14 protein-coding genes are annotated in these 13947 nt (G+C 65.6%); 10 read left to right on the top strand and 4 right to left on the bottom strand.

Features of this window, described 5'->3' with window-relative positions; translation table 11 throughout:
* Nucleotides 1–20 precede the first annotated feature (20 nt).
* The gene (locus tag E7811_RS08525; RefSeq protein ID WP_136394089.1) at nt 21–1271 is read left to right on the top strand and encodes an MFS transporter; all 1251 of its coding nucleotides are present in this window, start codon (nt 21–23) and stop codon (nt 1269–1271) included.
* 5 nt (nt 1272–1276) lie between these two features.
* On the opposite strand, the gene E7811_RS08520 is transcribed toward E7811_RS08525, so the two are convergent.
* Nucleotides 1277–2326: a DUF4424 family protein gene (locus tag E7811_RS08520; RefSeq protein WP_136394088.1), complete on the bottom strand. Its 1050-nt coding sequence runs from the start codon at nt 2324–2326 to the stop codon at nt 1277–1279.
* A 91-nt stretch (nt 2327–2417) separates the two neighbouring features.
* Between E7811_RS08520 and E7811_RS08515 the strand changes: the two genes are divergently transcribed.
* The 3 genes from E7811_RS08515 to E7811_RS08505 are packed head-to-tail and all read left to right on the top strand — an operon-like array spanning nt 2418 to nt 5852.
* Complete coding sequence (locus tag E7811_RS08515) at nt 2418–3590, top strand: MFS transporter (protein WP_136394087.1); 1173 nt, start codon at nt 2418–2420, stop codon at nt 3588–3590.
* A 39-nt stretch (nt 3591–3629) separates the two neighbouring features.
* The gene (locus E7811_RS08510; protein ID WP_136394086.1) at nt 3630–4796 is read left to right on the top strand and encodes a capsular polysaccharide export protein, LipB/KpsS family; all 1167 of its coding nucleotides are present in this window, start codon (nt 3630–3632) and stop codon (nt 4794–4796) included.
* 33 nt (nt 4797–4829) lie between these two features.
* Nucleotides 4830–5852, top strand: a complete 1023-nt coding sequence (locus E7811_RS08505) for an aspartate-semialdehyde dehydrogenase (RefSeq protein ID WP_136394085.1) — start codon at nt 4830–4832, stop codon at nt 5850–5852.
* 471 nt (nt 5853–6323) lie between these two features.
* On the opposite strand, the gene E7811_RS08500 is transcribed toward E7811_RS08505, so the two are convergent.
* Complete coding sequence (locus E7811_RS08500; RefSeq protein ID WP_136394084.1) at nt 6324–6971, bottom strand: carbonic anhydrase; 648 nt, start codon at nt 6969–6971, stop codon at nt 6324–6326.
* Nucleotides 6972–7126: 155 nt separating this feature from the next.
* Here E7811_RS08500 and E7811_RS08495 point away from each other — a divergent pair, with 155 nt between their 5' ends.
* From E7811_RS08495 to E7811_RS08485, 3 genes are all read left to right on the top strand, one after another.
* Nucleotides 7127–7498, top strand: a complete 372-nt coding sequence (locus E7811_RS08495; RefSeq protein WP_246020269.1) for a hypothetical protein — start codon at nt 7127–7129, stop codon at nt 7496–7498.
* 92 nt (nt 7499–7590) lie between these two features.
* A complete protein-coding gene (locus tag E7811_RS08490; RefSeq protein ID WP_136394082.1) occupies nt 7591–8976 on the top strand; it encodes a leucyl aminopeptidase family protein in 1386 nt (461 codons plus the stop codon).
* Between the two features lie 3 nt (nt 8977–8979).
* Nucleotides 8980–9801 carry a C40 family peptidase gene (locus E7811_RS08485; RefSeq protein WP_136394081.1) on the top strand — a complete coding sequence of 274 codons (822 nt, stop codon included), beginning with the start codon at nt 8980–8982 and terminating at the stop codon, nt 9799–9801.
* 38 nt (nt 9802–9839) lie between these two features.
* Here E7811_RS08485 and map read toward each other — a convergent pair whose 3' ends face one another.
* Nucleotides 9840–10649 (bottom strand): type I methionyl aminopeptidase, encoded by an 810-nt coding sequence (gene map / locus E7811_RS08480; RefSeq protein ID WP_136394080.1) that lies wholly within the window; start codon nt 10647–10649, stop codon nt 9840–9842.
* A gap of 60 nt (nt 10650–10709) precedes the next feature.
* Nucleotides 10710–11444, bottom strand: coding sequence for a DNA/RNA nuclease SfsA (gene sfsA, locus E7811_RS08475; protein WP_136394079.1), 735 nt, complete (start codon nt 11442–11444; stop codon nt 10710–10712).
* Nucleotides 11445–11496: 52 nt separating this feature from the next.
* Between sfsA and E7811_RS08470 the strand changes: the two genes are divergently transcribed.
* From E7811_RS08470 to E7811_RS08460, 3 genes are read left to right on the top strand one after another with little or no spacing between them, the layout of a single operon-like run.
* Nucleotides 11497–12222 carry a competence/damage-inducible protein A gene (locus E7811_RS08470; protein ID WP_136394078.1) on the top strand — a complete coding sequence of 242 codons (726 nt, stop codon included), beginning with the start codon at nt 11497–11499 and terminating at the stop codon, nt 12220–12222.
* A complete protein-coding gene (locus E7811_RS08465; protein WP_136394077.1) occupies nt 12219–12929 on the top strand; it encodes a GNAT family N-acetyltransferase in 711 nt (236 codons plus the stop codon). Before E7811_RS08470 ends, E7811_RS08465 begins: the two co-directional genes overlap by 4 nt.
* A 57-nt stretch (nt 12930–12986) precedes the next feature.
* Nucleotides 12987–13943, top strand: coding sequence for an OmpA family protein (locus E7811_RS08460; RefSeq protein ID WP_136394076.1), 957 nt, complete (start codon nt 12987–12989; stop codon nt 13941–13943).
* Nucleotides 13944–13947 lie beyond the last annotated feature (4 nt).

The following is a 13947-nucleotide window of genomic DNA, read 5'->3' as shown; positions in this document are numbered from 1 at the left end:
CGACCCGAAGGAACGCGCGCATGTCCCCTGCAGACTCCAGATCCGCCCTGATCACCCCCGTCCTCGTCGCGGGCTGCGTCATCCTGATGCTGTCCTTTGCCGTCCGCGCCTCGTTCGGAGTGTTCCAGATCCCGGTGGCCGAGGAATTCGGCTGGCCCCGCGCGGAATTCTCGCTGGCGATCGCGATCCAGAACCTTGCCTGGGGCATCGGCCAACCCCTGTTCGGGGCTCTGGCGGAAAAGTTCGGCGACCGGCGGGCCATCGTGGCGGGCGCCTTCACCTATGCCGCGGGTCTGATCCTGACGGCCATGTCGGCCACACCCCTTGGGCATCAGGTCTGGGCGGTGCTGGTGGGCTTTGGCATCGCGGGCACCGGCTTTGGCGTGGTTCTGGCGGTGGTGGGGCGTGCGGCAAGCGCCGAAAACCGTTCGATGGCGCTTGGCATCGCCACGGCGGCCGGGTCTGCGGGCCAAGTGTTCGGTGCACCGCTGGCCGAATGGCTGCTGCAATCGAACAGCTGGCAGGGCGTGTTCTGGATCTTTGCGGGCATCGTCATCGCCTCGCTGGCGGCCCTGCCCTTCCTGCGGTCCCCCGGCATGGCCAGCAAGGCCGAGCTTGAGGAAAGCCTGGGCACCGTCCTGATCCGCGCCTTCAAGGATCCGTCCTATACGCTGATCTTCCTGGGCTTCTTTTCCTGCGGCTATCAGCTTGCCTTCATCACCGCCCATTTCCCCGCCTTCGTGACCGAGTTGTGCGGCCCGATCGAGGCGGGCAGCATCCTTGCCGGGCTTGGCATCACCACAACTTCGGCACTTGGCGCGATCTCGATCTCGCTTGTGGGGCTGTTCAACATCGCGGGCACGATCACGGCGGGCTGGCTGGGCAAAAGATACACCAAGAAATACCTGCTGGCGCTGATCTACACCGGGCGCACCATCGCGGCGGCGGTCTTCATCCTGATGCCGATCACGCCTGCGTCCGTTCTGATCTTTTCCGCCGTCATGGGGGCGCTGTGGCTTGCCACCGTGCCGCTGACCTCGGGCCTTGTCGCGCATATCTACGGGCTGCGCTACATGGGAACGCTTTACGGCTTTGTCTTCCTCAGCCACCAGATCGGCGGCTTCCTCGGCGTCTGGCTGGGCGGCAAGATGTATGACATCACCGGGGATTACACGCTGGTCTGGTGGATCGGCGTGGGGGTCGGCGCGTTTTCGGCCATCGTTCACCTGCCGGTGCGCGAACGGCCCTGGGGCACACCGGCGACCGCCTGACCCGGTCAGTTTTCCAAAGGCGAGACGATCAGGATCTGAAGATCGCGGTCGGGCACGAAATCGCGCTTGTCGATGACAAAGGTTGTCGGCCCCGTCTTTTCGATCCCCGTGGCGCAGAGCGAGATGATGTTGCGTTCCGAACCCTTGTCCAGCGTCAGGCGGAACCGCCCGATCGGCCCGGCCCAGCTGTTCGCGGTGCGCAGTACATAGTCGATGTTCCAAGCCATGCCGGTGAAATAGCCATCGCCGCTCGACCCGCCCGCCAGACGCCGGGCTATCCCGCGCGAGGTCGAGGCATCGACGCAGTAGCGATCCGCGATCTGGCGCAGATAGTCATCCTTTGGCGGGTCCTGCCAGACGAAGATGCCCCCCGGCGGCAGGTGATCGTAGGAATGGCTGATCCGCAGGTCGGCCCCGGCTGGAAAGGTCTGCGTCCAGTGATAGCGCAGCACGATGGACCAGGCAGGATAGATCTCATCCGGGTTTTCGGCCGAGGGGTAGAATTCGGCCAGACCCTCGGCAGCGATCCGGGCGCGTGTGGCCGAAGGCATCGCCTTCAGCGCGGCAACGGCCACCGTCGGCTCCACCGTCAGCGGCACGCCCAGGCGTTGCAGATCGGCCGTCACGTCGCGGCCGGGCGCATCATAGGCGGCAGAGGCCGGTCCGCGTTCTTCCCAAGGCGGCTCGATCACGGCCTGCCGGTCGACCGAAACCCTGACCGGCGCGCCGTCCACCGTCGCCGTGAATCCCACAAGATTCTCGCCGAGCAGATCATCGGGCAGGTTCCAATCCGACAGCATCAGGCCGCCGACATGGATCGGAGGCAGCGGAAAGATGATCTCGCCGGTGATGTCGCTGCCGGTGATGTTGCGGAACAGGTAATCGACGCGCACGGCATCAAGCCCGATGAATAGATCCTCCTCGACCATCGCGATGGCGTCCGTCTGCCCGAAGGTCAGCCCGGTGGAGGACAGGCCCCCGAAGCCGTCATTCGCAACAGCCGGCCCGGAAAGGCCAAGGCAAGTGGCCAGCACCAAGGGAATCGGGTTCCGCATCTTGCACCTCCACACGGGTTTTTCCCATCAGGCCTTGAAATCCCCCGGCGTGCAATGTCTGGATGCGGCACCTTTCGCGAAAGGATGACCCATGCGCCTTGGCATTGCCGCCTTGATCCTGGCCTATGTCCTGTCCCAGTTCTACCGCGCGTTTCTTGCGGTGATGGTGCCTGTCCTTCAGGCTGAACTGGGCGTGACGGCCGAGGAACTGGCCGATGCCTCGGGAATGTGGTTCCTGACCTTCGCCGCGATGCAGATCCCCGTCGGCTGGGCACTCGACAGGATCGGCCCGCGACGAACGGCGGTGACGCTGTTCGCCATCGGTGGCGCAGGGGGTGCTGCCCTGTTCGCGATGGCCACCGGCGCGTTTCACATCAAGGTTGCCATGGGGCTGATCGGCATCGGCTGTTCACCGATCCTGATGGCAAGCTACTACATCTTTGCCCGGCAGTTTTCACCCGCCGTCTTCGGGACGCTGGCGGGCGCCACGATCGGCATAGGATCGCTTGGCAACATCGCCGGATCTCTGCCGCTGGCCTGGACGGTCGAGGCCTTCGGCTGGCGCGCCACGATGGTCGGCCTTGCGGTGACGACACTGATCGTGGCCGGCGTGATCGGCCTTCTGGTGCGCGACCCGGAACGCGTGGCCGTCAAGGGCGAGGGCAGCCTGATCGACATCCTGAAGATGCCCGCGATCTGGCCGATCCTTGCGATGATGACGGTCAACTACATGCCCTCGGCGGGTCTGCGGGGGCTGTGGGCCGGGCCGTATTACGCCGATGTCTATGGGGCGGCGACCAGCCAGATCGGGCAGGTGACGCTTATCATGGGGATGGCGATGGTTGTCGGGAACTTCGCCTACGGACCGCTTGACCGGGTTCTCGGCACCCGGAAATGGCTGATCTTCTGGGGCAACGCTCTGTGCGCGACGGCGATTCTTGCGATGTGGGCCTTCCCGACGCCGGGGCCGTGGGTTTCGGCCGCGATGCTGGCGGCGGTGGGGCTGTTCGGCGCGTCCTTCCCGATGATCATGGCGCATGGCCGGGCTTTCTTTCCGCCGCATCTGGTGGGGCGGGGGGTCACGCTTCTGAACTTGTTCGGAATCGGCTCCATCGGCGTGGCGCAGGTCATCACGGGGCGGATTCATGCGGCAACAGAGCCTGTTCCGCCCGAGGCGCCCTATCAAGCGCTTTTCCTGTTCTTCGGTCTTTCGATGCTGGTGGGATGCCTGATCTACCTGCTTTCTCGGGACCGGACGGATTGATCCTTCCGCTTGAACGGGCCGCCGCGTAATCTGCCGGGCATGATCGTTTACCCCGCCGAATGGAACGCCCGGAAAGAGGCACTGTTCGCCGCGCTGGCCGAGGTGGCCGGTGGCGGAAAGCGGCTGGCGCTGCCGCGTCTTTCGTTCCGCGACTGGCCTGAAACCTCCGCGCGTGTCGATGCCGCGTTGGCGCGGGCCAAACGGCAGCCGAAGGGCGCGCCTGTCCGCTGGCTGAAACGTCAGTTGATCCGCGGGCAATACAACTGGGCGCGGGCGCATTTCACGCGGCATCCCGACCGGATCGCCGTGGCCTGGAACGGGCTAACCGGCAGCCGGATGGCCTTTCTTGCCGGGGCGCGGGATGCGGGGGCGGCAACGTTGCATGCCGAACTCGCGCCCTTGCCCGGACGCATCACGCTCGATCCCGCCGGGGTGAACGCAGAAGGCAGCGTGCCGCAGGACCCTGCGTTTTTCCGTGCCTGGGCCGCCGCCGATCCGGACCGCCGCGGCGAAGGATGGCGCACGCTAGGCGAGAACCTGACCGCCCGCACCTCGCGCCGTTCGGACGTCGGACAGGGAAAAGGCGAATTGCCCGAGACTCCGTTCCTGTTCTGTCCATTGCAGGTGCCCGATGACAGTCAGGTCACGCTTTTTTCCGGATGGTGCGGCGGTATGGCCGGATTTCTGGCTGCACTGCATGAGGCGGCAGGGCAGCTTCCGGAGGGCTGGCACCTGCGCCTTAAGGAACATCCCAGTGCCAAGGCGTCGCTTGCCGCGATGATCGCCCCCCTGCTGGCCACCGGGCGTGTTCAGCTTGACAACGCGTCCGACAGTTTCGCCCAGATCGCCGCGGCGCGGGGGGTGGTCACGCTGAATTCCTCGATGGGACTGCAAAGCTTCTTTCACGACAAGCCCGTGATCACCCTGGGCCGTGCCTTCTTTGCCCTTCCGGGGCTGGTTCATCCGGCCGAAAGCCAGGTGAAGCTGAACCGCCTTTTCGCCGCACCCGACTCGCTTGGCTTCGATCCTGGCCTGCGGGCGGCCTTCATGACCTGGCTCGATCGTGCCTACTACCCGCGATTCCGGCACGATTCCGCCGGAAAGCCCGATTTCGACCGTGGCGCATTCGCCGCAAAGCTGAATGAAGCGCGTGCGCTTGCCGCATCGCGGCGCATGCCTCTTCCCCCGCCAACCGCCTTGCGTTAAACGGCGGCGTCTTTCGACACAATGGAGGGTCCGATGGGCTACAGGGTCGCCGTGGTTGGTGCCACGGGCAACGTGGGCAAGGAAATGCTCAACATTCTCGCCGAACGCGAGTTTCCGGTGGATGAGATCGTGGCGCTGGCGTCGCGCAAATCGCTGGGCACCGAGGTCAGCTTCGGTGACAAGACCCTGAAGACCAAAGACCTTGAAACCTTCGATTTCACTGGCTGGGACATCGCGTTCTTTGCCATCGGTTCGGACGCAACCAAGGTCTATGCGCCCAAGGCGGCATCGCAGGGCTGTGTCGTGATCGACAACTCGTCGCTTTACCGCTACGACCCGGACATCCCGCTGATCGTTCCGGAAGTGAACGCCGACGCGGTCGTGAACTACAAGAACAAGAACATCATCGCGAACCCGAACTGCTCGACCGCGCAGATGGTGGTGGCGTTGAAGCCGCTGCATGACCGCGCCCGGATCAAGCGCGTGGTCGTGGCCACCTATCAATCCGTGTCCGGCACCGGCAAAGAGGCGATGGACGAACTTTGGAACCAGACCAAGGGCCTGTTCGTTCCCGGCCAAGAGGTTGAACCCAAGGTTTACCCAAAGCAGATCGCCTTCAACGTGATCCCGCATATCGACGTCTTCCTTGACGATGGATCGACCAAGGAAGAATGGAAGATGGTGGCCGAGACGAAAAAGATCCTCGACCCTGCGATCAAGGTCACCGCCACCTGCGTGCGCGTGCCCGTGTTCGTCGGCCATTCCGAAGCGATCAACATCGAATTCGAGGAACCGCTCGACTGGCAGGAGGCGCAGGACATCCTGCGCGAGGCGCCGGGCGTTCTGGTCGTCGACAAGCGCGAGGCCGGCGGCTACATCACCCCGGTCGAATGCGTGGGTGACTATGCCACCTACATCAGCCGCATCCGTCAGGATTCGACGGTCGACAACGGCATCTCTCTGTGGTGCGTTTCCGACAACCTCCGCAAGGGCGCCGCGCTGAACGCCGTGCAGATCGCCGAGGTCCTGGGAAGCCGCTGCCTGAAGAAGGGCTGACGCGCCCGGATCATCCGCAAGACTACGGAAAACCCCGCCCGTGCGACCGGGCGGGGTTTTTTCGTGCAACTTTCCAAAGCCCGGAATCCCGTCAGGCACCGCACCCTATCCCAAAGGGAGGGGTCCCCCTCGACCGCACCCGTCAGCCACCCTTCGGCAGGCGCGACAGCAAGGAGCGCAGGGGTTACACATGACCCATCAAGCGATGGATACGAAACCATGGCCGGCCGGTTTCTTGACGCATTCGTCAAGATGATCAATCCCGGTCCGGCCTCGGCGCATCTTTAGCTTGGTCCTCTGATCGCACGGGGGCTCGTTCCCTTGTTTCGTCGCGCCTGATACTGCGTACGACACCGCAGCTCATCCAGCTACATCAGGTGCGCGAGAAAGGCCAGCCCCACGACAGTCCCGGGGCAGGCCTTTTTCCGTTCCGGGGGGGATGGACGGAACGGGCGGCTTCCCGCCCGCAGGTCAAAGCGCGACGAACCCGCCCTGCGCAGGGTCGAACTGTTCCAGCCCGCCTTCGCCAGTATCGGTCCACAGCCCGTGCAGCGTCAGCCGGTCATCCTCGACAGCCGATCGCACGAAGGGAAAGGTCATCAGGTTTTCAAGGCTGATCACCACGGCCTGTTTTTCCAGCGCCCTGGGCTGTTCGGCCTCGGGAAGGTCGCTGATGCGCTTCACGCCAGGGCGCAGGATATCCATCCAGCGGCCGACAAAGCTCGATTTCTCTTCCAGCGCGGGGGCGCGCCCGTTGCACATGTCGTGGCACCCCTTGACCCCGCCGCAGTTGGAATGGCCCAGCACCACGATATGCGCCACGCCAAGCGCGGTGACGGCATATTCCACCGCCGCCGAAGTCCCGTGGTATTCGCCGTCCGGATTGTAGGGCGGGACCAGGTTGGCGATGTTGCGATGGATGAAGAATTCGCCCTCGTCCGCGCCGAAGATCGAGGTGACATGCACGCGGCTGTCACAGCACGAGATCACCATCGCCCGCGGATGCTGCCCGCTTTCGGCCAGACGCCGGTACCACGCCTTGTTGCCCTGATAGGTCGTCGCCTTCCACCCATGATAGCGCTGGATCAGGTAAGACGGCAGGGGGCGTGCAAAATCCATCTTCGGCTCCGTCGGCAGGGGTTGCGCCTTCCTAAGTCGAAGACCCGGAAAATTCGAGAGGTTTCTTTGCCGACGCGAAACCTTTTGTTCAGCCCGCCGCGCGAGAAATGTTGCCGGGTGTGAACGGATTTTACGGGTGTGACATGGGCATTCAGGTGGCGGTCCTTCGACCGCATGACAGCATCGTGCAGGATGCCGGGCCGGTTGCCGCGATCTATCGCGACATGGGAACGCAGGCCGCCGAACGGCTGGTGACGCGGGTGCTTGGCGAACTCGCGCTGTTGATGTCAGGCATCCGCGCAAAGGTGCGCGGGCATGATCTGGCCGATCTGCCGCGCCAGTTCAGGCGACTTCAGACGATGGCCGAACAGCTTGGCCTCGTCAGCCTTGGAAGCGTCGCGGCCGATGCGCGTTCCTGCCTTGAGACAGGTGATCCGACCGCCTTTGCGGCGGTCTGGGCACGGCTCGTACGGGTGGCGGAACGGTCGCTGGCACCGGGCCACGACCTGTTGGGCCAGTCGCTTTAGTCTGTCCGCTTTTCCCCTCGATGCGCCGGGGTTGCGGGCGCCTGCGGAAAGGTTAGGGTCTGGCCAGACACGTTCAAAAGGAACGACACGCCATGACCCCCGCCTTTGCAGAACCCGATGCCCCCTCGCGCCCGATCCATGTGGTCGAGGCCAGTGCGCTTGACGCCTGGCTGAACGCCCATCCGGTCGCCACGCAGACATGGTTGCAGGACAGCGGGTTCAAGGCGAACCTCGGGGACTTGCGCCTGGTGCCCGACGGCGATGGACGGGTGGCGGGCGCCGTTCTGGGGCTTGGCACGGCCGACGCGCGCCGCCGCACGCGCTTTGGCGCGGTCAAGGGGCTGTCCGCCCTCCCGGCGGGCGACTGGCAGCTTGAAGGGCCGATCGACCCGGCACAGCGCGACGAGATCGCGCTTGGCTGGCTCTTGTCGACCTACCGCTTCGATCGCTACCGCCCCGCGAAGACGCCGCAGGCCGTTCGCCTGAAAGCGCCGGAAGGGTGCGATCCCGTCCGGCTGACCGTCATGGCCGAAGCCGAATTCCTGACCCGCGACCTGATCAACACCCCGGCCTCGGACCTTGGACCGGACGAACTCGAATCAGCCTTCATGGCGCTGGCGGCGCGGTTCGGGGCGGCCACCCAGGCCATTCGCGGGGATGACCTGATCGCGCAGGGGTTTCCGATGGTCCATGCCGTCGGACGTGCCTCGGCCCGCGCGCCGCGCATCCTGTCGATGCGCTGGGGCACGTCGGGACCAAGCCTGACGCTTGTCGGAAAAGGCGTCTGCTTCGACACCGGCGGGCTGGACCTGAAACCTTCCAGCGGCATGCTCTTGATGAAGAAGGACATGGGCGGGGCCGCCACGGTGATGGGCCTTGCCCAGATGATCATGGCGCTTGGCCTGCCGGTCCGGCTGCGCGTGATCGTTCCGGCGGTCGAAAACGCGGTGTCGGGCAATGCGATGCGCCCGCGCGACATCCTCACCAGCCGCAAGGGCCTGACGGTCGAGGTGAACAACACCGATGCCGAAGGTCGCCTGATCCTGGCCGACGCGCTGGCCTGGGCCGACGAGGAAAACCCCGAGCTTCTGATTTCCATGGCAACCCTGACAGGGGCCGCGCGGGTGGCCGTGGGGCCAGATCTGGCCCCGTTCTACACCGACGACGATGATCTTGCCGAGGCGCTGTCGGCCGCCGCCGCCCCGGCCTGCGATCCGGTCTGGCGGATGCCCTTCTGGGACCCCTACGAACCCATGATCGAACCCGGCATCGCTGATCTGGACAACGCGCCATCGGGCGGGATGGCCGGGTCGATCACGGCGGCGCTGTTCCTGCGCCGCTTCGTCGATGCGCCGCGCTACATGCATTTCGACATTTACGGCCATACGCCCGCGGATGCGCCCGCGCGTCTGAAGGGGGGCGTGGGACAGGGCGCGCGCGCGATCCTGACGGGATTGCCCGCCATGCTGGGGCTCTGACCGATGGACAGACGCCTGACCCCCGCCAATGCCCGCGCCGCCCATGTCTCGCTTCGCGGCCAGGTCGATGCACCGCACTTTACCGAAGGCGACCCCGCGCAGGTGATCCTGCCGCTGGCCGATCTGATGACCGCCCCCGATGGCGCGCGCGACCGGCAACGACTGATGGGCGACCTCTTCACGGTGATCCACCGGGATGGCGGATGGGCCTTCGGCCAGTCCGGGAAGGATGGACATTGCGGATACATCCGCGAAACCGCCCTGGGCCCGGTCGAGGAGGCCACGCACTGGCTTTCTGCGCCCGCCAGCCATCTTTACCCCGAACCGCGCGTTCAGGCGCCCGAGCTTGGCCCGCTGTACCTTGGCAGCCGGTTGCGGGTACTGGGCGAGGCCGGCAAGTTCCTTGAAACCACGCGCGGTTATGTTCCGGCCAGCCACCTGAAGCCTCTGGGCGACTGGCACAAGGACCCGGTCGCCGTGGCGCAAAGCCTGCTTGGCACGCCCTATCTGTGGGGCGGCAACACCCGCGCCGGGATCGACTGTTCGGGCCTTGCGCAACTTGCCTACGCCGCCTGCGGGATCGACATTCCGTCTGACAGCGACCTGCAACAGGCCGCCGGAAAACCGGTATCGGAAAAGGCCGCGCTGAAACGCGGCGACCTGATCTTCTGGAAGGGTCACGTGGCCCTTGCGATGAACGCCGATTACCTGATCCACGCCACCGGGCATTTCATGTCGGTCGTGGCCGAGGCGACCGGCGCCACGATCAAGCGGATCAAGGAACAGGGCAACGGCCCGGTCATCGCCCGCCGCCGCGTCCTTTAGGTTCATCCTGGCAAAGTGACCCCGTGGGTCCGGGCGCCTCAGCCCCAGGTCGGGTGGAATTTACCCGCGGGCGAAAGGGTGAAGATCTCGCATCCCGTGGCCGTCACGCCGACCGAATGTTCGAACTGCGCCGACAGCGACTTGTCCCGCGTCACGGCCGTCCAGTCATCGGCGAGCACCTTGGTTTCCGGGCGTCCGAGGTTCACCATCGGCTCGATGGTAAAGAACATTCCCTCTTCCAGAACCGGACCCGCGCCGGGACGCCCGTAATGCAGCACGTTCGGCGGGGCATGGAACACCCGGCCAAGGCCATGGCCGCAGAAATCGCGCACCACGCTCATCCGATGGCTTTCCACATAGGTCTGGATCGCATGGCCGATATCGCCAAAGGTGTTTCCGGGCCGCACGGCCTCGATCCCCTTCATCAGGCTGTCATGCGTGACCTGGATCAGGCGTTCGGCCTTGCGGCCCAGTGCGCCGGCCACATACATCCGGCTTGTGTCGCCGTACCAGCCATCAACGATCACGGTGACGTCGATGTTGAGAATGTCACCATCCTTCAGGACCTTCGCGCCGGGGATGCCGTGGCAGACCACATGGTTCACGCTGATGCAGGACGCGTGGCGATACCCCTTGTAGCCGATCGTCGCCGAAACCACGCCGCGCCGTTCCACCTCGTCGGTGATGAAACGGTCCAGCGCCTCGGTCGTGACGCCCGGCTGCACCAGGGGCGCGACCGCATCCAGAATCTCGGCAGCGACCCGGCCGGCGGCATGCATGCCCGCGAAATCCGCGTCTTCATAGATGCGGATGCCATCCTTGGTAATGCGGCCTCTGGTCTCGTCCACGGGGTCTTCCTTTTCGACTTTGGCCCTAGATAGCCAATGAAACGGGACTTTGCCAGACCATCAGCCCCCCTGCGGCCGCGGATCGACCGGCAGGACCGCGTCCACCGCCACAGCCTGGGACGAGATCGCGCAGGACAGGGCCAGAACCTCGACCCCGGCGGCGCGGGCAGCATCGAAGGCCGCGGCATAGGCCGGATCGATATCGGCGGCGATGCGCACGCGCGACTGCCCCTGCCGCGCCACTAGGAACAGAAGAACCGCCCGGTCCCCGTCCCTGCCGCCGGCCGTCGCGATCCTGGCAAGTTCGCGCAAGTGGCGGGTCCCGCGCGCGGTCACGCTGTCGGGGAATTCGGCCCAGCCGTCCCGCGCCATCGTGACGGCCTTCACCTCGATGAAACTGCGGCGCGGCCCGTCCAGCAGGAAATCCACCCGACTGCCCTCGGTGCCAAAGGCCACCTCGGCGCGGATCGTGTCATGGTCCGCCAGCCCCGGAACGGCGCGCGCGGCCAGCGCCTCGGCCACCACGCGATTGGCCAATGCGGTATCGACAACCGCAAGGCCCGTGCCGGTTTCGACCAGCTTCCAGGACCAGCGCAATTTCTTGCGGGGATCGTCATTGCCCTCGATCCAGACCCGCGCGCCACTATCGCACCCCGGATCGCACATCGTCCGCATGCTGCCGGGATTGGCGCAATGGGCGGTCACGACCGTCCCGTCCGCCAGTTCGATATCGGCCAGAAACCGCTTGTACCGCCGCAGAAGGCGGCCTTCGGTCAGAAGGGTTTGAAAGCGCATGGGTCCGGCCCTATACCCGCCTTTGAAGGCTTGCAAGAGACAGGGGAAGGTCATGGCGAACCCGACGGCCGCGATGCTGGTGATCGGCGATGAAATCCTTTCGGGTCGCACCCGCGACGGCAACACCCACTATCTGGCCGGGCAGCTGACCCAGCACGGCATCCGCCTGATGGAAGCGCGCGTCGTGGCCGATGACCAGCCCGCCATCGTCGAGGCGCTGAACGCCTTACGCACGCGGTGGGATCATGTGTTCACCTCGGGCGGGATCGGCCCGACCCATGACGACATCACCGCCGATGCGATCGCCGCGGCCTTCGGCGTGGGCATCTCGCACCGGGCGGATGCGATGGCGCTGCTTCAGGCCCATTACGATCGTGCGGGGCTGGAATTCAACGAGGCCCGCCAGCGGATGGCTCGCATCCCCGACGGCGCCACGCTGATCGACAATCCGGTATCGACCGCACCGGGCTTCACCATCGGCAATGTTCATGTGATGGCTGGCGTGCCGAACATCTTTCAGGCCATGGTCGCCAGCGTCCTGCCGCAACTGACCGGGGGCGACCCGCTTCTGTCGCAGTCCCTGCGGGTGAACCGCGGCGAGGGCGATATCGCCACCCTCTTCGGCGCGCTGGCGGCCGAATTTCCCGATCTCTCGATGGGGTCTTACCCGTTCATCCAGAACGGCGCGCATGGCACCAATCTGGTGATCCGCGGCACCGATCCCGGACGCATCGATGCCGCGATGACCCGGCTTTGCGCTCTGGTGGGGCAGGAATGACGCCAGACGCGCTTTACGCAACCGTCGAGGCGACATGGCCGCCCGCATCGGCGCGCCGCATCGGCCCGTGGATCGTCCGCGAGGGACAGGGCGGCGGGCAGCGCGTTTCGGCGGCGACCGTCGCGGGCGACTGGACCGGGGCCGACATCCCGGCTGCCGAACAGGCGATGCGCGATCTGGGCCAGACCCCGCTGTTCATGATCCGCACGCAGGATGCCGCGCTAGACGCGGTGCTTGCGGCGCGCGGCTACCGGGTCAAGGATCCGGTTGTGGCCTATGCGGGCCCAGCAGCCGCAGTGGCCGAACCGGCCCCCAGCCCGATGAAGGCCTTTCCGCACTGGCCGCCTTTGGCCATCACGCTTGAGGTCTGGGAGGAAACCGGGATCGGGCCCGGCCGCGTTGCCGTGATGCAGCGCGTCGCTGGCCCGAAATGCGCCATCCTCGGCCGGATCGAAGATCGCGCGGCAGGCGCGCTTTTCGTGGCCGTCAACGGCCCCATCGCCATGGTTCACGCCGTCGAGGTGCTGCCCGCGATGCGGCGCAAGGGACTGGCCCGCGCGATGCTGAAGCGCGCGGCCGGATGGGCCGCCGATCAGGGGGCGGAAACCTTCTCGCTGGTCGTGACCGAGGCGAATGAGGGCGCGCGGGCGCTGTATTCTTCTCTGGGCATGGATGTGGTTGGTCACTACCATTACCGCATCCTGTAACCCGGAAAGAGTGCGCGCCCCGTGTTGAACAGACCGGCAAGATTGCTGTCAGGGCTGATGGGCAGGGCACCGATCCTTGCCCTGTCGGTGATGGCGCTTGCCCCGGCTCATGCGCTGACACTGGAATTCCCCGGCCCCGCCGCACCCGGCGCCAACCGGCAGGAGGCGCCTGCGACCTACCGCATGGCGATCGGTCCGTGGTCCGCCGATGGGGTTCCCGCCCGCACCGTGGAAGGGGTTCTGGACCAGACTGCCTGGCGGATCGACATGCCGGGCCTGACAACGCTCGCCATACTCAATCCGCTAAAGGCGCAACTCGTCGCGGACGGCTGGACCATCCTTTACGAATGCGAAACGGATGAATGTGGCGGCTTCGATTTCCGCTTCGAGCTTGAGATCCTGCCCGAACCCGACATGCATGTCGATCTGGGCGATTTCCGCTATCTGGCCGCCGAACGGGTCGTGGACGGGGAAAGCCGTTTCATCACGCTGATCGCCAGCCGGTCATCGGTCGCGGGGTTCGTGCAGGTCACGCAGGTGGGGGCCACCGCGCCGCTGCCACCGAAGATCACGACGGGAACCGCCCCCGCGACGATCCGCCCGGCCACGTCCTCCGCCGACCGCGACGCCGACGCGCGGCCCCTGGGCGAACGTCTTGAAACGGGCGGGTCGATCGCACTGGATGATCTGGTCTTTGCCTCGGGCGCGTCATCGCTGGTCGAGGGCGATTATGCCTCGCTTCTTGAACTGGCCGATTACCTGAAGGCCAACCCCGACCGCAGCATCACGCTGGTGGGCCATACCGATGCCTCGGGCGGGCTGGATGCCAACATCGCCCTGTCACGCAGGCGCGCCGCTTCAGTCCGCGAGGTTCTGATCGAACGATACGGCGCGCCTTCGGGTCAGGTCAGCGCGGAAGGGGTGGGATACCTTGTGCCCCGTGCCTCGAACCTGACGCCTGAGGGGCGCACCCAAAACAGAAGAGTCGAGGTGATGCTCACCTCGACCCGTTGACCTG

It is taken from the genome of Aliigemmobacter aestuarii (assembly GCF_004799285.1).
GTDB classification, from domain to species: domain Bacteria; phylum Pseudomonadota; class Alphaproteobacteria; order Rhodobacterales; family Rhodobacteraceae; genus Aliigemmobacter; species Aliigemmobacter aestuarii.
This window is presented reverse-complemented; position numbering and strand designations above follow the sequence as displayed.